The organism is Candidatus Thiosymbion oneisti (assembly GCF_900092655.1).
GTDB classification, from domain to species: Bacteria; Pseudomonadota; Gammaproteobacteria; order Chromatiales; family Chromatiaceae; genus Thiosymbion; species Thiosymbion oneisti.
On sequence record NZ_FLUY01001386.1, the window covers coordinates 1 to 17,546 of the forward strand.

Consider the following 17,546-nt stretch of genomic DNA (forward strand, 5'->3'; position numbering starts at 1 on the left):
AGAACCCCGCAGACTAACGGCATGATCGAGCGCTTCAATGGCCGTATCGCTGACGTGCTGCGCACCACCCGCTTCGATTCATCCGCGCACTTGGCCGAGACCCTCAAACGCTACGTCCAGGTCTATAATCAACACCTTCCCCAAAAGGCTTTGGGTCACATCCCGCCCCTTCAAGCCATGAAAAACTGGTATCAAAAACAGCCTAATCTGTTCAAAAAATGTGTCTATAATCTGGCGGGACTTGACAGGTACAGTACATGAAGGTCGCCGTGTTTTCCGATGTCCAGGGCAATCTCCCGGCAATGGAGGTCGCCGTCGAGCATATCCTGGATTGGAACCCGGACCTGGTGATCATGGCGGGAGACCTGGTCAATCGGGGCCCGAGCAGCCGCGCCTGCCTCGAGCTGTTCGACGCCTTACGCCGTGAGCAGGGCTGGCTACCGATCGTGGGGAACCATGAGGCCTGGGTACTCCGCTGCGGCCAGGAGCGCCCCCTCGACGCCCTCGACGCAGCCATGCGCCGCTTCGCGGACCTAACCTTCCGGGAGATCGCCGAAGTCGAGGAAGCCCTGCTCGACTGGCCCGATCATATCAGCTTTCACGCCGATGCCGAGGATAGCTGGGTCCATGTCACCCACGGCTCCATGGCCGGCCATCGGGCCGGCATATCCGCCAGGACGACGGACCAGGACCTGCGTGGCCGGCTGCCGGAAGACATATCCCTATTCGTCGGCGCCCACACCCACAAGCCCCTGCAGCGTCGGCTGGGGCGCACCGGCATCCTCAACGTCGGCTCCGTGGGTTCCCCTTTCGACGACGACGTGCGCGCCAGCTACGGCCGGTTGGAGCTGCGGGGCGGTCGCTGGCAGACCCACATCGTCCGCCTGCCCTATGACCGGGCGCGCGCCGAACGGGATTTCGTGGAATCCGGGTTCATCGAGCAGGGAGGCCCCCTGGTAAAGATCATCTTTGAGGAGTGGCACCAAGCCCGCGTGCTGCTGGCGAGCTGGCACCGCCGTTACGGGGAAGCGGTGCGCAGCGGTGCCATCACCCTCGAAGGCGCGGTGACCGAATTTCTGCGATCCTTATAATCGATCTCCGTGCGCTCTCGTCTGGCCCTGAAATCCAACCCGGATTCCGCAGCATCGATCATATGCGACAGACGCGACCAGTCCTCAGCGTGCATACTGCACCTCAGCCGTGCGCGCAACCTCCTCGCGGAAGTAGCGCGATAGATCCTGCGCCGTGCGTAGATCCACCAGGCTCCCCCCAACAGATCCGACAACTCCAGCTCTATTGCTGCCAAAGCGATCAAACCGGGTTCCTTACCCGGCTCGAATTCCACCAACAGATCCAGATCGCTGTCAGGACGAGCAGCACCTTTCAATTGCGATCCGAACAGTGAAAGCCGTCGAATGGAGTGTCGGTCGTAAAAGCCGGCAAGTGTGGCCTCGTCGAGCGTGAGCCGTGCCTTCGTTCCGCCTCCTCCCTGCACTAGGGTGGATCGAGTGGGGTGTTGCAGCCATTTAACATAGTGAAAACAATCGATTAGAGTTAAATGTCAACAGCTGTATTGCGAATCCCCAGCTGACGCCGCTGTGCGTAGTTGGTTTCGATGGGTTAGTGGACCTCGCCATCGGTAAGACGCGCCTAACCCGACCTACAAACAGAAGCGGGTGTGGTCGGCGGGATCACCGGCGCCGCGGCTGCGGCCCTCGGCGAAGGGACGGTAGCGTTCCAACCAGTCCGGCGGTTTGGGTCGGTCACGGAAACGGGCGACCTGCTCCGCGGGCAGCGCCAGCAGCGCGGCGACCCGCTGGGCGGCGGCCGGGGCGGTATCCGGTCGCAGACCGGCGAACAGATAGAGGTCGTTGATGAAGCCGAAACAGGCCTGATGGGTCTCGAGCCGGGACAAGATCTCCCGCCACAGCGCCTCGTCCGCTTCGCCCGTGGCCAGGGAGGCGATGAACAGATACCGGGCGGCAGCGGATTTCGGGTCCCTCTCCAATGCCTTCCGAGCCAGTCGGGTATGGCGTTCCGCTAGTGTTGCTATCGATTCCTCAGCAGAATGGTCAGTCTTCGATACCAGGCGCGGGCCGCTCTCGGGATCGGTCGGCCCCGCCAGCCCGACGGCTAACCACAAGGCATTGGCCTGGAATCTAGGTTGGCGGTCGAACAGATCGAGTGCCTGCTCCAGCGCCTTCCGCGCCCGGTCCGGTCGGCCCCGTACCAGTTCCAGCCGGCCGAGATTCAGCTGGAGATGGGCGGCTTCAAGGGATTCAGGCTTGGATCTGGTCAGGCCCTCCGTGAAGCAGCGGAAGGCCTCCTCGCAATCGCGGTGTAAGGTTTGGTGCAATAGTCCCAGGCCGTTCCAGGAGAAGGCGAATTTCGGATCCAGCTCGATGGCCTGACGATAGGCCGCTTCGGCCTCTTCATAGCGGTCGGGATATTGCATGAGCAGATCGCCCAGGCCGTTCCAGGGATGGGCGAATTTCGGATTCAGCTCGATGGCCTGACGATAGACCGCCTCAGCCTCTTCATAACGGTTGAGATGCTCCGTGAGCAGATTGCCCAAGTTGTGCCAGGGAAGGGCATCTTTCAGGTCGAGCGCAATGGCTTGGCGTAGTATGGGTTCGGTCCTTATCGCCAGTCGCGGCAACTCGCCGATTACCAAGGTGACCATGAGAAAACACCGGAAGCTGTCGTCGGGTGGATGGTCCAGCAGATGTGTCAGCAATTGCTCGGCACGGGCCAGGTCCGGCTCCGGCGCTTGCAGCAGCCGGCGCGCTATCAGGAAATCCAGCCAGGCATGACCCGGTGCCAGTCGGCGCGCCCGTTCCTCGAGCTGGTTCCAGATCTCCGCCGGCGTCGTTTCCGGCAGCTCGAGCTCGAGCAGCTGCTCGGCCAGTGTCTCCAGCTCCGACGGGTCGGCTACGGCCTCCGCCCGCTCGATGGCTTGATCTGCCGCCTCTCTGTCCCCCATGCGCGCGATTAGCTCTCGCGCCAGGCCCAACCAGTAGTGGGGCCAAGCCTCCGCATGGGCGAACAGGCTCTCTCCCTTCAACGGTGCATACAGATACCGCCGCCAGCCGGCATTCTCATCCCCCAGGACAATCCCGCCCCATTCCGGAACTCGCTGATGAAATGGGTCAAAGACACCATCTGGAAATTGTTCCAATAACGACTCGAATCCCTTCTGTTCCTCCTTGAAGATCGTTAGTAATTCACCGACCCGATCTGGCGACAAGGATGGATAGGATTGCAGGATGTCTTGTTTTTCTTCCGCCGTGGGGACGAGGCTATTTGCCAATCGGTTGAGGAAATGTTCCCGATCGGTGGTAATGGCCGAATCGGCCGGCAGCAATTCATCTAACCTCTTCCTTCGTGCCGGTTCGTCTGGCTCGCCCAAGGGCCAATGCCAAGCCGGCAGATTGGTCAGGGGATTGGGTCGGTGACCCATGGGGGGCGAGACGGGCGTCGTTTCCGGTGTTTGCTCGGCCGGCGCCGTGATTTGCAGTATCTGGTCACGAATCCGACGCAGGGTCTGGTCCTGGTCCTCGCGCCCGGTCTTGCCCTCCAGGTGGTGGGCGATGCGCAGGACCTCGCGCCCGTAGAGGGATTCGGGCCACCGCGGCACCAGGGGAAACTCACTAGTGGCTAGGATCGGGGTGTAGTGCAGGACGAAGCTCTCCGGCACCCGTTCGTATTCCCGATTGGCGGCGATGCGTCGGCTTTGGTTCAGCAGGCTGTGGGCCTCTTCCAGGGCCGCGAACACGGTTTCGTCCTCGGCGGTCGGTATCGGCGAGAAGACGACGCAGAGCTGGCGATGGAGCTCGTCGATGGGGATTCGTTCGTCGCTGGCCAAGAGGGCGCGCAGGGTCAGTTCCAGGCCCTTGAGGTTCTGGGGGTTGAGGCCGGCCACCAGTACGATCCGGTCGGCTAGATAGCCCAGGCTGAGATCCGGCAGCTCGGCGAAGCCGGTGCGGCTGTCGATCAACAGATAGTCGATGGTCCGGCCCGCGGCAGGGTAGGGCTCGGGGACCCGCCAGTGCTCCAGATCCTCCCGCATCTGATAGGCCAGGCTGCGGTAGAGGGTCTGGCGGTCGCTCTCGTCCGGGGTACCCCGGCGCGGGGGGATGGGTGCCAGGATGCCGTCGGATCCCGGCGGCGCGCCGGTGACCGGATGGCTGCCGGCATCGATGAGTAGAAGTTGGCCTTGATCCTGATCTTTTCCCGGTCCACCGTCCGGGTGGGACAGGTGCATCTGGCGCAACAGCCAATGGGGGGGCAGGAAGACCCCCTGTGCCGCCTCCTCTCGGTCCGGCTCCTCAATCACGGGCTGTAAGGCGGCTATCAGGTCGCTCATGCCCAGATCTTTCCCCTCCGGGTAGAGATAGGGGCCTGCCAGGGGCGAGTAGGCCAGGCCCGGCGCCATCAGATCCAGATCCATCAGCACCACCACCTTACCCCGACCGGCCCAATAGGCCCCCAGGTTGGTCAATAGGGCGGTGCGTCCGACGCCGCCCTTGAAGGAGAAAAAGCTGATGATTTTCATCACTACTCAGGCAGCTGGTACCGGTTTGGAATCCAACACTAATGGGCGTAGGAGCTTGGAGGCGAGTCCGAGTGGGTAAAACTTTCCCGATTCCGAATCGGAATAACCATAAGGCCAGGAGGTATCCTTCGGCTCGTCGGCTACCTTCAGACCCGGAGATACCGAGGTGGATTCGGATAAGTAAAGCCTTCCCGATTCCGAATCGGAATCACCATGAAGCCGGGCGGTATCCTTCGGTTTGCCGGCTACTTCCAGGTCCAAATATGGTGGAGTGGATTCGGATAGATAGAGTTCTTGCTCCAGGTGATCCAGATATTCCAATCCGCGCCAGAAAAGATCATTCAGTTCCGAATCGGAACGCTCGCGATAATGTCTCTTTTCATCCTCACGGATGCTGGTCAACCCTTGGGCGAAGTATTTGCGCCAGGCCTGGTCCGCGCCCAGCAGGACACCATACTCCCAACACAGGGCCAGCCAGATCCCCCTGGCATCCCGCTCGCGGGTGCCCTGGGCCAACCGGCATAAGGTCGGGTATTGCCAGCCGGCATATTCCGGGCAGAGCTTCAAGAGTCCCCGATACAGGAGGGTAAGCAGATGGAATCTCGGTTTACTGAGCGAGAAATGGTCTTGCCGTGTTTGCTCGACGGCCTTATCGAAAAACAGCCTGATCTTTCCGGCATAGTGCTCTGGCCAGCCGGGCGGCAAGGGCGGTGTGACCGCCAGCCAGAGATCCAGGATCTGACGGGCCCGGATCAGAGCGTCGCCGGTCAGCAAGATAAGGGCCTCACCCGGCTGCGGCAGGCGGGAATCGAGATACCCCCAGAGCCAGGTGCGCAGCCGGCCCGCCAAGGGTTCCGAGCGGCGAACCTCGAAGGCACCGACCAACTGGCCCAGGCGGTTGATCGCCCGAAAACCGGCGCCAGCGTTTAGGGCCTCTTCCAACAGCTCGACCGCTACGCGGCGCAATCGGTCCCGGGCGGGCCGATCCTGGTCCCTTCTCAGTTGGTCGTACAGATACAGCAGTAAAAGACTGGTATCCGGCTCGTCCCGGCCCAGGGGTGGGGAGATCAGGCCCTGCACCGGCTCGCGCACACCCTCCAGCCGAGCGCGAATCACCTGCTTGACCGGATCGAAGGGTGCCTCCTCGCGCAGCAGCCGGCGCAGACCGGCAAGATATGCGAGCTCTGGGTCTTTGGCTGTCATACGGATGGCTCCAATACGGATGGCTCCAGCCATTCCAGGTCGATCTTCTCTAATCGGGATTGCCAATCACTATAAGAATAGGACCGAGAAATCAACTCCGGGTGCCCTTTCAATTCCGGCCGCGCGGGACAGGTCATGCCATAGGGCCGCTCGCTATGGTCCGGTCGGAACGAAGTATCCTCCCAAAAGGCATCCAGGGCACAGGGCTTATAGGCTTGGTCGGCCAATAGCTGTGGGGGGATCAAAATAACGACCCCTCCTTCTCGGCGCGCGTCATCGATGCTCTGGGGGTCCAACATCAGCTCCTCCATGTAGGTAGCGGCATCGGCAGGTGCTGGGCATCCTACCTCCGGAAAGGTCCACCATGTAGGTGCTCCCAACTTGCCGGTAGTTCCGTGAAAGAGTTCGCTACCCAAGGATTTCGGCTTGCTTTTCAGCATTTGCCGATACGCCTCTCTCGCCTCGAATAGGTTGGTTTGCGCTTCGGTGCTCCAATAGTTCGCGGGTTCTTCCGGACCGGGAAGAAAATGGCGATGCAGGAATCTGGTCAGCGCCACGACACGACGCAAGGGGGTTTCGTCTGGGGGGTTGCGGGCCGGGTAGGCGTCCGGTCGCCGGATGGTCTGATGGTCCTCGACGATCTCGGTAAAGGGCCGGTCTAGGTCGGCGTCGCAGGCCTCCTTTATCGCTTGCTCGATAGCGACCGGGATGTTGGCCCATGGATTCCCGGCGGCGGGGCAGTCACTCTTTAGGTTGTGGACTGCCTGCTGGTAGCCGGGCTGTTCGGCCAGTAGCTGTTGGGTCTGTGGTTCGCAAGATTTCATTTCGAATCGATCGGCTTGGCTCAGGCACCCAATGCCGCGTGGCACTGAGTTTGAAAATTGTTGAGGAGCCGGACCGCGGCATTGGGTCGCTTGCAGCCAAATGTTAGGCGAAATTTGCTTTAATCCCACTACCCACCCTATTCCGTTCTTGATCGATGCGGTTCGTGCCACACTGAATACTACGGCCCTTTGTCTGACAGCTTGCTACATCCTTGGATTGTATAGTCGTAGTCCTGAAATGAAGCGAAAATCCTTATCATTCAATGTATAGAGTTCTTGTTGGTGTACCAAGGCGGTTGAGGCAATCAGAGCATCTGGGATAGATAGCTTATGACTCAATGAGTATTTTTCCATCAGCGAAATAAACTGCATGGAAATATGATTATCAACGGGAATAACAAAAATCAAAGATAAATGTCTTTTTATTTTCTGTAATTCTGTCTTATCTAAAGCTCCGAAATATAACTCGGCTTGTGTTATGGTGCTTACTGCTAGCTGATGTTGGCCGATTTCACAAAGTTCACCAATAACTTCTGGTGTATTTTTATAAAATTCAATTAGAATATTGGTATCGCAGAGAATCATTGACATGTTTCTCTCCATGCACTTTTGCGGATGGAATCTTGGATTATATTTCTACCTTTCCACAAACCAGCCAAGGAGAAAAAATCTTCTTCAGTTTTCAGCGGTATGAGTCTATCTTCAGCCAACTCGACTGAGCTAACGAAGTTTAAAGCCGAAAGAAACTCGGAAAGCAACTTAGCTTTTTCTTCGCTTTCCAACCGAACAACTAACTGGGCCATTTCTTTGTCCTCCGAGAAGGGTGTTTCTCAGTTCCGCGCCTAACGCCTCACATCACTGGCAGCAAAAAGCATAGCGACGAAGGAGCAGCGCTTTTTGCTGTCTATGTGTATGTGTTTGTTAGGGCTGAAGACATTTGCTATTAGCTATAGCTTTAAATTTTGCGGTACTAGAAATAATAAATGGTATCTCCTCATGATCGAATTCCCATTCAATCAATTCATCGTAATATGCAAAATACTGTTTTGGACAAGAAATCAACACTTGGCTAGTTCTTTTGTCAATAGCAACAGGTGTGTCTTGCACCAACTCTTTTGAGACAGTAACCTCATCAATATCTTTGCTCGTGTAAATGTATGAGATATCCTGATTTCCACCACATGATTTATAACGAGTTAGCTTGTATATTCCCGGCTGGTGAGACCTAGTGTAATATTTTCTAGATACATTCATATTTTTATCAAACTCTTCCAGCTTGCTTGTTTCAGTTTCAGCGCGAACTTCACCTTTAGCAGTCAACCCAAGCCAAAACTTCTTTAAGCTGAAACCTACTTCACCAGAAGCAGAACCACCATATTTCGTAGCGATAGCTGTTGTTGTGTTGCATGGTTTTTTAATACCGCTTACACCATCTACTACACTTAACTTAAACGTGGCAGCTTCTTCAGGGCTTAAGCCTTTGGATAAGTTAACAAGCTTTCCATGCTTTCTGGGTATTATTACCTGATAATTTACGCTGTCTCCCAAGCCCGGAATTTTATTTTTTCCGACTTTGATGGAAAAGGAATCTTCTTCTTCCTCGACCAAAGGGTATTTTTCCCCTCTGCTAAAGCCTATAACCAATCTCACCTTGTCAGATATTTCGGCGATAACGTCTTTTTGTCTGGTAATAAATACCCATTTATCACCACCTTCGTTTCTTAATCTTTGTATATCCTCAGAATTCCAAAACATACCAGATTTAATATACGCCGCAATCCCATATTCGGAAAAAACTAATTGTCGCCTTGCGCCAAGGTGGTTTTTATGTTCATCCCCTTTGTATAATCTTGTGCCAGCGGGAAAGTAGGCGAATTCATTCTTTTGGAATTCTAGTGTATTTGGCTCTGCAACATGCACAAACACACTTTTAGATAGCATAAATTCACTTTGTGCTTGAGCAGAAAACAGCAGCCCAAAAGCAAATATCACTAAGTATCTTTTCATTTCCTCTCTCCTTTGGGCACCTTGAAAAATAGGTGTTTTCACCAATCGGGCGACCCTAAGCCATTGATTATTCAAGCGTGCCGCTGACGAAAATCATATTTTTCAAAGTGCCCCTTTCTTTGTTTTGGTATCAAGCTTGTATAGCCCTAACGGGATCTTATAGGGCTCGCCCGCTGTCTCTTTCACCAGCCGCGGAACCAGATAGCCGGGCAACAGTGTACGCAGCTGATCCAGGATCTCAATCGCCGTCGCCTCGTCCGACTCGAAATGTGCCGCGCCCAGGACCCGGTCGAGCAGGTGGAGATAGTAAGGCACAACGGCGCACTCGAACAATGTCTCGCTGAGCGCCGCCAGGCGGTGTGCACTGTCATTCACGCCGCGTAGGAGCACGCTTTGGTTGAGGAGCAAGACCCCGGCGTTACGCAATCGTTCCAGGGCGCTCCGGGCTGCTGATCCCAGCTCCCGGGCGTGATTGGTGTGCACCACCATGACCGGCTGCAGGCGGCTCGCGCTCAGGATATGGCACAGGCGATCGGTGACCCGAGCGGGTAACACGATCGGCAGCCGAGTGTGCAGGCGTAGGCGTCGCAGGTGTGGTATCTCTTCGAGCTTGCCGATCAGGATGGCGAGGGGTTCGTCGTCCAGCATCAGTGGGTCCCCTCCGCTCAAGATCACTTCGCGGATCGAAGGGTCCTCCGCGAGCCGGCGGACGGCACCCGCGGCACGATCGAGTTGGGCGGAGTCCTCTCGGTAGGGGAAATGGCGGCGGAAGCAGTAGCGGCAGTGAATGGCGCAGGCGCCGGTGAGCAGCAGCAAGGCACGACCCTGATATTTTCGCAGGAGGCCTGGGGTGCATACCGCCGCCCGTTCACCCACCGGATCGGTGCTGAAGCCGGGTGGACTCCACAGCTCTTCTGCGAGCGGTAGGACCTGGCGCAGCAAGGGATCCTGGGGCTCCGACGGCGCCATGAGCGCGACGTAGCTGCGTGGGACCAGGAGGCCGAATCGCTTCGCCGCCGCGTATGCCGCGGGGAGCAGTCCCCGGTCGAGGTCCAGGACCCTGATGAGTTCTTCCGGGCGGGTGATCGCCCTGCTCAGCTCCTGCTGCCACGCATGACGAGTGCTGAGGATCTTCTCTTCGGTTATCAAGTTGCTTCCGGCAAATGGCTGTACCCACCGCCCCTGCATCAGGAAGTCGGTCAGGTTAGGCGGGCCTCGTGAGGTTGCAGGGTGCCGGCGAGTTCATCGACCGACAATTCCGGGTTCAGGAGCGCGCGTGTCGGCGCGGCTTGGAGCGGAAAATCCGTCCATGACGGGTATAATCAGGGGCCGAAAAGGGCAGCGGGTGCTGCGACTACCTTAAGACCAGCGATGTTGATCTATCTTCACGGCCTCAACAGTTCCAATCAATCCCACAAGGCGGGGGTGCTGCACGAGCGGTTGGCGCCCAGCCGGGTTCTGGTGCCGTCTTATCCGGCCCATCGACCGGATGCGGCTATCGCAAAGCTCAGCGATTTTTTCCGCGGGCTACGCGAGGAGCAGCCACCCATCGTCGTCGGCAGCTCCATGGGCGGCTTCTACGCCCAGTATCTGGCCCGACAGTTTACCTTCGCGCATCTGTTTCTCATCAACCCGGCACTCACGCCCTGGGATCTGCTGCGGGGTTTTGAGGGTACGTCTCAGACCACCGCCTACGGCGAGACCTACATCATCGGTCGGGATCTGATCGAGAGTACTCGAAAATACGGGGTCGATACCCCTTGCGACGGGGTCCCGACTACCCTGTTTTTGGACCAGGGCGATGAAGTGATCGATTTTCGCATCGCCGAGTCCTTGTATCGCGATTGCGGCAGGCTCCTGATCTTCAAAGGTGGGGATCATGAGTTCCAGCACCTGGAGGAGGCGACCGCTGTGATCAGGGAGGCCGTGATCAGGGAGGAAGCTGCGAGGGACTAGGGCTCCGACAGCAGGCGCTTAGGAAAATAGGTGACGTCGGTAAGCCCGGCGAAATGGTCATCGATGGTAACCAAGGTCACCTCGTAGCGGCGTGCTGTGGCGTAAATCAAGGCATCGGCGAAGGAAAGGCGATGCGCCAGAGACAAATCCGCCGCATAGAGCGCCAGCGCGGTGGTCAGTGGAATGACCTGGGTTTGGTTGGTCAGGGCCATGATCTCCATAGCTAGTGTCTCGTTGCGCTCACGCTTGACCCACTTATAGAGCTCGAATTGCAGGCAGGTGGGAACGATCAGCGATTCGGGCTCGGTCAAAAAAGGAGCAAAACGCTCTGCAAAAACACCGTCTGTCAGCCACTCGATCCAGCCGCACGTATCGACCAACACTTCCATCAGTAGCGATCTCTGCGGTCGCGGTACCCTTCCGGATTCGCTCCCTTGAGCAGACCCCGAGATTTTTCGATGGGACGCAGCGGGACCAGCTCGATAACGGACCCTTTCGTGATGAGGGCAAACTTCTGCCCGGCGTGCAACCCCAACTCGTCACGGATGGCTTTGGGCAAAGCAAGTTGGTACTTACTGGAGAGGGTGACAGCGATCATTTTTACATGTCCCTTATCGATGATGAATCAGTAAAAATATAACCCGCTGCTGGAAATGACGCAAGCGGTGCTGATAGGTGGTAGTGGCTCAGTTCGCGAAAAAACGCAAGGACGCAAGGACGCAAGGACGCAAGGACGCAAGGACGCCAAGACGCAAAGACGCAAAGAAAGAACAAAGAAACTTTGCGTCTTGGCGCCATTGCGTCGTAGCGTTAAATGGGCCGGAAAGTGAGCGGCCAAGCATAAAATTTTTAAACTGAGCCTCTGCCCGATAGGTATTATCGGTATCGCCTCGAATCTTCAAGCAAACAGCCGTTCGAAGATGCGGAACCCCGCGACATAGGTGCCGATGGCCGATCCGAGCGTGGAGAACAGAAACACCAGTAGGGTGCGCGAGACCCGGTTACGCCACCAACCCTTGAGGGTGGCGGTATCCCGGCGCAAGCGGCCGAAGTCGCCGATACTGGGCCGACGCAGATAGAGCTCCGCCGCCCCCGTGACCATACCGGCGCCGATGGTGGGATTCAGGGAGGTCAGGGGGGCGGCCAGGAAGGCAGTGACCACCGTCAGCGGGTGGCCGGCGGCGACGGCGGCGCCTAGGGCGGAGAGGCTACCGTTGATGAGCACCCAGTCCAGCACCACCCGTAGACCGAGCCCCGGGCTCTGGTAGAAGCCATAGCCGAAGCCCCCGAGGACCAGGACGACGACGAGCCAGGGGATGAGCTTGGGCCAGCGTTGCGGTGACGGCAACCGGTCGAGCTCGGCGAGCTCGGCCCTGGGGTCCCGTCCCGGCACCTCCCGCAGGTGGCCCGCCACACCTTCGATATGTCCCGCTCCGAGCACTGCAAGGACCTTCTCGTGGCGCTTGCTCGCGATCTCTTCGCGCAGCCGGGCGGCCATGTAACGGTCACGTTCATCGATCAGGGGGACATAGAGATCCCGGCGATCCTCAGCAAATTCGGCAAAGGTGGTCTCCAGCACATCACCTTCCTTGAGACGCTCGATTTCCTCCTCCGTGACCTCTTCGCGAGAGAGCAGAGTTGCCAGCAGACCCGAGAAGAGCCCAAACCGCTTCCACCAACTAAGATTCCCCGCGGTCCGCTTCAAGGTGACGCCGATCTCCCGGTCCACCAGCAGCACCGGGAGCCGGCGTTCCCGTGCCACCAGGATGGCGGCTCGCTGCTCGGCCCCCGGCTCAATTCCGAACTGATCCGCCAGCCGCTGTTGGTAGGCAGCCAGGGCCAGGCTCGCCACGACCATGTAGACACGGCCCTGGCGGATCACGGAAAACAGATCCATACGCGCCAGGGCATCCGGGTCCATGAGCGCCTGGTGTCGGCTGGGACAGAGCTCGACGGCCACCGCATCATAATCACCACCCTGGAGCAGCCCGCGTACCTTGTCCGCGCTGGCGCGGGAGACGTGCGCGGTGCCCAACAGGGTCAGCTCGGAATTGCCCAGGCGGACATCGATTCTCGGTTCCTCGGATGCGTGCATGTTCGGCCTTGGGTCCTCGAGACGATCAGGGGTGGCGGCATGATAACAAGGCTATGGTGTTTGGCCGCGGGATAGTTTGAACCCTTGAACCCCAAAGGCGCAAAGGACTCTCCCCGCAGGAGGGTGTGGGGAATCGGTCCGTAGCGGTTCATTGATACGCGCTTACCCTGGATGTGTAGGAAAATTCTTGACTATTTTACTATGATATAGCTATGCTTTGTTATCAGGGGTGGGTCCAGTGGTTTGCGTGTACGAAGGCTGACACAGGACATGTAACCCTTCATTCCCCCGCTAGCTCCCGATCTTGAGAAACGGGAAATCAAAGGATTCTGTCTGCATCGAACTTAAAATTAAGGAAAAACGACCATGAGACTCTCTACCAAAGGAAGATATGCGGTTACCGCCATGCTGGATCTGGCGTTGCACTCCGGCAAGGGGCCTGTGACCCTAGCCGATATCTCCGTGGACCAGGGTATTTCCTTGTCTTACCTGGAGCAGCTTTTCGCGGCCCTGCGCAGTAAACAACTGGTCCGGGGTGTGCGTGGTCCGGGCGGCGGCTACTACCTTGGAAAACCGTCCGACGAAATCTCCATCGCGGATATCATCTGTGCCGTGGATGAGTGGGTCGAATTCACGCACTGCAACGGACGGGAAGACTGCCGCGGTGGCAACCCTTGCCTTACTCACACCCTCTGGGACCAACTCAGCAACGAGGTCTTTAGCTTTTTGGATGCTATCTCGTTGGCCGATTTGGTACGGCGGGGCCTTGGTGACGGCGCCGAGGTCGATCGCGCAGACCAGCCTGCTTTAGACAAAAAACAGGCTGCCTGACCGATCCACCCCTCCGGAGTGCAAGGGTAAGTGCGTATCAACCTGCCCGGAAATGCGATCCCGGCGAACCTATCTGCCCTGCCTACGGCAGACAGTACCGGCCGGATCGACTTGCTTCTGCATCAGGAGGGATTGGAACGGCCGTCATTCGCTCGACATGTGGTAAGCCGGGGGCCACAAGCCGCTATCGATCCTATCCCACGTCATCTCAAGACCTGGGAGTACGCCTGATCGCCCCGGAGCTGGGCGATGACGGGGGGCGTCGAGGGACGCACCCCTCGCCATAAGAAAAAGGACTCTGCGGCCTGCTCCACGAGCATACCCAGACCATCCAGGGCCCAGGCAGCCCCTCGTTCCCTGCCCCAACGCAGGAAGGGGGTAGGCGTATCACCGTAGAACATGTCATAGGTCCAACCGCCTAGGGCCAGGCAGTCTCGATGAATCGCGGGCACGCCCCCGTCGAGACCGGCGGAGGTCGCATTGATGATCAGGTCGAAACGGCGTCCGCTCAGCCCCTCCAGCCCGCACCCGCTGACTCGATCCGCCGCGGTGGCCGCGGCCAGGTCCAACGCCTTGGCGGCGGTACGATTAGCGATGACCAAGGTATCCAGCCCCGTTTCCAGGAGGGAGGGCAACACCCCGCGGGAGGCACCCCCGGCCCCGAGCAGGAGTACCCGCTTGCCGCCGAAGTCGAAGCCGTGGTTTTCGGACAGATCCCGCACCAGGCCGATCCCATCGGTGTTATCCCCGCCAAGGCGACCGTCGGGAAGCAGGGTCAGGGTGTTGACCGCACCCACGCGCTCGGCCCTGGGGTTGCGTTCGTCGACCAGCTCCCAGGCCCGCTCCTTGAAGGGAAGGGTGACATTCATACCCTGTCCGCCCGCGGCGAAGAAGCGATGCACGTCTCCGGCGAAGTCGTCCGGGTTGCCCAGGATGCGTCCATACGCCATGTCGTGCCGGGTCTGGCGGGCAAACTCGGCATGGATGAACGGCGACTTGCTGTGCGCGATGGGATTGCCAATGACTGCGTACTTATCGACCATGTTTTCAGTGGATTCGATCCAGGTCCTTCGTTTTTTGGTAGTGGTGAATTTTTAAATGGTTAGCGTAGAAGGGTTCATTATGCCCCGTTTCTTGATTTGATCCCCTCTCCCCGACCCTCTCCCTCTCCCCGATCCTCTCCCGGAGGGAGAGGGGGTGCTGCGTGTGGCGTGCCCAACCCACTGCGAGTGCCGTAGGATGCGGTGAGCGCGGTAGGTCTTACAGGATGGCACCACGAGGAGGCGCGAACCGCATCGATGGACTGACAGCTGCTTTAGAAAAGCCCGTCTTCTCCGTCTTCCGCGTCGGCGGACGCGACGGATTGCTCGGCAACCAATCCGAAACGTCGCCATAGGACGCGGAACGGCGGTGATCTGCCTTTCTCAATGCGTATCAGGGTCTCCATGGTCAAGCCCGGCCCATTATCGACCAAGTGGGTATCGACCAAGTGGGTGACGCGCATCCGGTATAGGGGTCCGCCGCGGTCGACGGCATTCCCATCCGAATCGCCGGCCCCGGCAGGTACCTTTCGTCCCAGCGCCTCCAGTGCAGCCTGCACCAGCGGTGGGGAATACCGCTGGTTCAGCTCGGCACCGCCGGCGTTCACTGTGAGGGCCGGGAGCAGGGTGCGGTAAAGATCCCGGTCGACACCTAACACCAGCTGCAGCTCATCCACGCTGTCGAAAGGGCCGTCTTTAGCACCGTAGGAACGGCCGGCGGCGGCGTATTCCCTATCCTCCGCTCCGTTGAGCTCGGTCAGGTCGTCGGTATCGCGCCAATCCTCGATGGCGTCGGCCAAGGTGCTCACCTTTTCCTCTGCCTCCTCCCCTCCAGGGGCCGCGGCCCTGAGTAGGGCCTCCAACAGGTCCCGGTCAGCCGTGTTGAGGTCGACCCGCGAGGTCTCGTTGAATACCCTGATCTGGAGGGTTTCGCCGGCAAAGGTCCAGGACCGCGGCATACCGTCCGGGACCCACACCTCGGTCTCTTCGTCAATGATCGTCACCGGGGCCAGTAGATTGAGAATGGCCCAGCTGACGCCGGCCTCGGCCAAGGCATGGAAACGCGCGCTAGCGAGCTGGTTACCGGTCAGGGTGCTCTCGGTGCGCTGGGCCGTCGTCAACCCAACGGCGATGATGGTGAGCAAAGCCAGGACCCAGAGGACCAACATGAGGGCGATGCCGCGCTGCACCGAGCACCGACCCTTCATGGTCCATCACGGAGGATCGACTGTTGTGCGAGTCCGAACCGGGGTAGCCGGAAGAGCATGTCGGGCCAGGTCCGTCCCTGGGCGATCAAGTGTACGCGAACGGCCAGGGGTATACGGGGTTCTCCCAACCACTCGGGGCCCCACTCCGGCTCCCGTTGCCCCTCTGGGATGCCGAAATAGCCGATCCGTAATTCCTCGACGCCGTCGAGCAGCAGGGTACTGCCATAGGCACCCACGGCAAGGTCCTCATCCAGGGGACCGGTCACGGAAATGTCTCCATCGCCATCGAAAGGCGTCCACTTCGGAATACTGTCGGTTTCTTCGAGGACATCCGGATGGAGTAACCGGCGCGTCAGCACCAGCCGTCCGTCCTCTTCCAAGGTCAGGCTCAGAATATAGAGTCCCGGCGTGCCTACATGCTCGGACAAAGGCGCGACGAACTCCAGATTCTCCGCATCGCCGGCGAAGACCGTCATCTGCTTCCCTTCGAAAGTGATTCGTGTCGGTCTTACCTGTATCAGTGCCCGCGCTAGAAAATTGCGCGCGATGCGCGACCCGGCGGTCTGCTCCGCGGTGGTCTCTACCCCCTCCCAGGCCCTGGTACCGAGCCTCAGACCGGAGAAGAGCAACAGGGTGATCAGTCCGATCAGGGCCAGCGCGATGACCAACTCCATGAGGGTGAAGCCGAGCGCACGCCCAGGGCCGAGGGCACGGAGTCGTCGGGGGAAAGCAAGGAGACGCTCGGACTTGGTCGATCCGCATGGAAAAGGCTGGGTTCGGGATAAGCTGGGCAGGTTAGTATCCAGTTTCAGTCTGTTTCTCCGGCACGGCGGTGACGGACACACTAGCCCGCATATCTCTCCGGCCTGCATATCTCCGGAAATTGCCGTCCTGGTGGAATGCGCAGCCGCGCCCGCGCTGCCGCGGGCAAAATTCCTAGGGGCGAAAAAGGCTAACACCTGGCGCGAGTAGTCGAGAATAAGGTTTTTGAAGTTCCGGTCGTGACCCATGGGCCAATCTTAAACCGATTCACCGGCGAGTGCGTGTACAATTGAGCATCAAACCACGAGGAGAATGTCATGAAGAGAAACCTATTGTTGAGTGGAGTAGCCGGACTGGTGGTCGCAAAATTCGTGCCTGGTAAAGCCTAATGTTTGAGTGCCGTTAGAAATCCAATGAGAGGCAACCATGGGCACCAAGCATGTAACCGTAACCATCAGAAATCCTGCCAACCCGAAGAAGACATGGGAAGGTCTGTTTTTGGTTGACACAGGTGCGGTCGATTCGCTTGTGCCTAAAGACCGGCTTGAAGCGATTGGCTTAAAACCCAAGGCCAAGCATATCTATGAGCTCGCGGACGGCAGCGAAGCCAAAATGGATATAACCACAGGCGATATTGAATTCATGGGTGAAATCGTCGGCGGTACAATAATTTTCGGCGACGCCGAGTCTGAGCCTATCCTCGGCGTCACTGCACTGGAATCCGTTGGGATTGTGGTTGATCCTCGCAATCAAACCTTGAAGCGAATGCCGGCTACTCGGTTAAAGCAAGCCCGTAGATGGTGGTAGTAGGGCGGGACAGGCCAGGGATGGCCGCATCCCGCCGAATATTCTCATTGAAGCAGCTACGCGGGATCTATTTCCGCGACCTTATTGGAAGCCGCTTTTGTTGTGGTGGGCACAGCCCACCCTTGTATGTTCTGTTTCTAAGGAAATACCAGGGAAGGGTTATAAAGGGATTTGATGAAGCGTACCTGGGAAGCCGTCCCACCCTGAGGCCTCGAGCCTGTCCGTAGATTGGCTCCCCGCCCGCTTCGCCAATACCGA

19 protein-coding genes are annotated in these 17,546 nt (G+C 58.5%); 5 read left to right on the plus strand and 14 right to left on the minus strand.

Annotated features, from left to right (window positions below):
- Both BQ17_RS14195 and BQ17_RS14200 read left to right on the plus strand, forming a co-directional pair.
- A partial coding sequence (locus BQ17_RS14195; RefSeq protein ID WP_141699292.1) for an integrase core domain-containing protein occupies nt 1-261 on the plus strand: 261 nt, incomplete at its 5' end.
- Nucleotides 258-1,091: a metallophosphoesterase family protein gene (locus BQ17_RS14200; protein WP_089728143.1), complete on the plus strand. Its 834-nt coding sequence runs from the start codon at nt 258-260 to the stop codon at nt 1,089-1,091. The genes BQ17_RS14195 and BQ17_RS14200, both read left to right, overlap by 4 nt.
- Here the strand turns inward: BQ17_RS14200 and BQ17_RS14205 are convergent.
- The 8 genes from BQ17_RS14205 to epmB all read right to left on the minus strand — a co-directional run bounded on the left by BQ17_RS14205 (nt 1,019) and on the right by epmB (nt 9,738).
- Nucleotides 1,019-1,495, minus strand: a complete 477-nt coding sequence (locus tag BQ17_RS14205; RefSeq protein ID WP_256091613.1) for a nucleotidyltransferase family protein — start codon at nt 1,493-1,495, stop codon at nt 1,019-1,021. The genes BQ17_RS14200 and BQ17_RS14205 overlap by 73 nt on opposite strands.
- A gap of 165 nt (nt 1,496-1,660) precedes the next feature.
- Nucleotides 1,661-4,555 carry a tetratricopeptide repeat protein gene (locus BQ17_RS14210; RefSeq protein ID WP_089728146.1) on the minus strand — a complete coding sequence of 965 codons (2,895 nt, stop codon included), beginning with the start codon at nt 4,553-4,555 and terminating at the stop codon, nt 1,661-1,663.
- A 6-nt stretch (nt 4,556-4,561) separates the two neighbouring features.
- A complete protein-coding gene (locus BQ17_RS14215) occupies nt 4,562-5,758 on the minus strand; it encodes a hypothetical protein (protein ID WP_089728148.1) in 1,197 nt (398 codons plus the stop codon).
- A complete protein-coding gene (locus BQ17_RS14220) occupies nt 5,755-6,582 on the minus strand; it encodes a hypothetical protein (protein ID WP_089728150.1) in 828 nt (275 codons plus the stop codon). The genes BQ17_RS14215 and BQ17_RS14220 overlap by 4 nt, the downstream gene beginning before the upstream one ends.
- A 204-nt stretch (nt 6,583-6,786) precedes the next feature.
- The gene (locus BQ17_RS14225) at nt 6,787-7,173 is read right to left on the minus strand and encodes a type II toxin-antitoxin system VapC family toxin (protein ID WP_218068279.1); all 387 of its coding nucleotides are present in this window, start codon (nt 7,171-7,173) and stop codon (nt 6,787-6,789) included.
- Nucleotides 7,164-7,385: a hypothetical protein gene (locus BQ17_RS14230; protein ID WP_089728153.1), complete on the minus strand. Its 222-nt coding sequence runs from the start codon at nt 7,383-7,385 to the stop codon at nt 7,164-7,166. The genes BQ17_RS14225 and BQ17_RS14230 overlap by 10 nt, the downstream gene beginning before the upstream one ends.
- A gap of 118 nt (nt 7,386-7,503) precedes the next feature.
- Nucleotides 7,504-8,589, minus strand: a complete 1,086-nt coding sequence (locus tag BQ17_RS14235; RefSeq protein ID WP_089728154.1) for a hypothetical protein — start codon at nt 8,587-8,589, stop codon at nt 7,504-7,506.
- A 102-nt stretch (nt 8,590-8,691) separates the two neighbouring features.
- Nucleotides 8,692-9,738, minus strand: a complete 1,047-nt coding sequence (epmB, locus tag BQ17_RS14240; protein WP_256091614.1) for an EF-P beta-lysylation protein EpmB — start codon at nt 9,736-9,738, stop codon at nt 8,692-8,694.
- Nucleotides 9,739-9,960: 222 nt separating this feature from the next.
- Here epmB and BQ17_RS14245 point away from each other — a divergent pair, with 222 nt between their 5' ends.
- A complete protein-coding gene (locus BQ17_RS14245) occupies nt 9,961-10,545 on the plus strand; it encodes a YqiA/YcfP family alpha/beta fold hydrolase (protein WP_089728158.1) in 585 nt (194 codons plus the stop codon).
- On the opposite strand, the gene BQ17_RS14250 is transcribed toward BQ17_RS14245, so the two are convergent.
- The 3 genes from BQ17_RS14250 to BQ17_RS14260 form a co-directional block, all read right to left on the minus strand.
- Complete coding sequence (locus tag BQ17_RS14250; protein ID WP_089728160.1) at nt 10,542-10,934, minus strand: type II toxin-antitoxin system VapC family toxin; 393 nt, start codon at nt 10,932-10,934, stop codon at nt 10,542-10,544. The genes BQ17_RS14245 and BQ17_RS14250 overlap by 4 nt on opposite strands.
- Entirely contained in the window at nt 10,934-11,143 is a 210-nt protein-coding gene (locus BQ17_RS14255; RefSeq protein ID WP_089728162.1) for an AbrB/MazE/SpoVT family DNA-binding domain-containing protein, read from the minus strand. Before BQ17_RS14255 ends, BQ17_RS14250 begins: the two co-directional genes overlap by 1 nt.
- Nucleotides 11,144-11,443: 300 nt before the next feature.
- Complete coding sequence (locus BQ17_RS14260) at nt 11,444-12,640, minus strand: TraB/GumN family protein (RefSeq protein WP_089728163.1); 1,197 nt, start codon at nt 12,638-12,640, stop codon at nt 11,444-11,446.
- Nucleotides 12,641-13,006: 366 nt separating this feature from the next.
- Here BQ17_RS14260 and BQ17_RS14265 point away from each other — a divergent pair, with 366 nt between their 5' ends.
- A complete protein-coding gene (locus tag BQ17_RS14265; protein ID WP_089728165.1) occupies nt 13,007-13,471 on the plus strand; it encodes an Rrf2 family transcriptional regulator in 465 nt (154 codons plus the stop codon).
- 203 nt (nt 13,472-13,674) lie between these two features.
- On the opposite strand, the gene aroE is transcribed toward BQ17_RS14265, so the two are convergent.
- The 3 genes from aroE to BQ17_RS14280 form a co-directional block, all read right to left on the minus strand.
- Nucleotides 13,675-14,514, minus strand: coding sequence for a shikimate dehydrogenase (gene aroE, locus BQ17_RS14270; protein ID WP_089728167.1), 840 nt, complete (start codon nt 14,512-14,514; stop codon nt 13,675-13,677).
- Nucleotides 14,515-14,786: 272 nt separating this feature from the next.
- The gene (locus BQ17_RS14275) at nt 14,787-15,719 is read right to left on the minus strand and encodes a type II secretion system minor pseudopilin (RefSeq protein WP_089728169.1); all 933 of its coding nucleotides are present in this window, start codon (nt 15,717-15,719) and stop codon (nt 14,787-14,789) included.
- Nucleotides 15,716-16,393 carry a general secretion pathway protein GspJ gene (locus tag BQ17_RS14280; protein ID WP_089728171.1) on the minus strand — a complete coding sequence of 226 codons (678 nt, stop codon included), beginning with the start codon at nt 16,391-16,393 and terminating at the stop codon, nt 15,716-15,718. The genes BQ17_RS14275 and BQ17_RS14280 overlap by 4 nt, the downstream gene beginning before the upstream one ends.
- 514 nt (nt 16,394-16,907) lie before the next feature.
- Between BQ17_RS14280 and BQ17_RS14285 the strand changes: the two genes are divergently transcribed.
- Nucleotides 16,908-17,288 (plus strand): clan AA aspartic protease, encoded by a 381-nt coding sequence (locus BQ17_RS14285; protein WP_089728173.1) that lies wholly within the window; start codon nt 16,908-16,910, stop codon nt 17,286-17,288.
- Nucleotides 17,289-17,546: the final 258 nt, after the last annotated feature.

Bases quoted from the DNA above. Each gene is read 5' to 3' on its own strand.
- BQ17_RS14200 (WP_089728143.1), top strand. From the start codon at position 258: ATGAAGGTCGCCGTGTTTTCCGATGTCCAGGGCAATCTCCCGGCAATG.
- BQ17_RS14210 (WP_089728146.1), bottom strand. From the start codon at position 4,555: ATGAAAATCATCAGCTTTTTCTCCTTCAAGGGCGGCGTCGGACGCACC.
- BQ17_RS14215 (WP_089728148.1), bottom strand. From the start codon at position 5,758: ATGACAGCCAAAGACCCAGAGCTCGCATATCTTGCCGGTCTGCGCCGG.
- BQ17_RS14220 (WP_089728150.1), bottom strand. From the start codon at position 6,582: ATGAAATCTTGCGAACCACAGACCCAACAGCTACTGGCCGAACAGCCC.
- BQ17_RS14225 (WP_218068279.1), bottom strand. From the start codon at position 7,173: ATGTCAATGATTCTCTGCGATACCAATATTCTAATTGAATTTTATAAA.
- BQ17_RS14230 (WP_089728153.1), bottom strand. From the start codon at position 7,385: ATGGCCCAGTTAGTTGTTCGGTTGGAAAGCGAAGAAAAAGCTAAGTTG.
- BQ17_RS14235 (WP_089728154.1), bottom strand. From the start codon at position 8,589: ATGAAAAGATACTTAGTGATATTTGCTTTTGGGCTGCTGTTTTCTGCT.
- BQ17_RS14245 (WP_089728158.1), top strand. From the start codon at position 9,961: ATGTTGATCTATCTTCACGGCCTCAACAGTTCCAATCAATCCCACAAG.
- BQ17_RS14250 (WP_089728160.1), bottom strand. From the start codon at position 10,934: ATGGAAGTGTTGGTCGATACGTGCGGCTGGATCGAGTGGCTGACAGAC.
- BQ17_RS14255 (WP_089728162.1), bottom strand. From the start codon at position 11,143: ATGATCGCTGTCACCCTCTCCAGTAAGTACCAACTTGCTTTGCCCAAA.
- BQ17_RS14260 (WP_089728163.1), bottom strand. From the start codon at position 12,640: ATGCACGCATCCGAGGAACCGAGAATCGATGTCCGCCTGGGCAATTCC.
- BQ17_RS14265 (WP_089728165.1), top strand. From the start codon at position 13,007: ATGAGACTCTCTACCAAAGGAAGATATGCGGTTACCGCCATGCTGGAT.
- aroE (WP_089728167.1), bottom strand. From the start codon at position 14,514: ATGGTCGATAAGTACGCAGTCATTGGCAATCCCATCGCGCACAGCAAG.
- BQ17_RS14275 (WP_089728169.1), bottom strand. From the start codon at position 15,719: ATGAAGGGTCGGTGCTCGGTGCAGCGCGGCATCGCCCTCATGTTGGTC.
- BQ17_RS14280 (WP_089728171.1), bottom strand. From the start codon at position 16,393: ATGGAGTTGGTCATCGCGCTGGCCCTGATCGGACTGATCACCCTGTTG.
- BQ17_RS14285 (WP_089728173.1), top strand. From the start codon at position 16,908: ATGGGCACCAAGCATGTAACCGTAACCATCAGAAATCCTGCCAACCCG.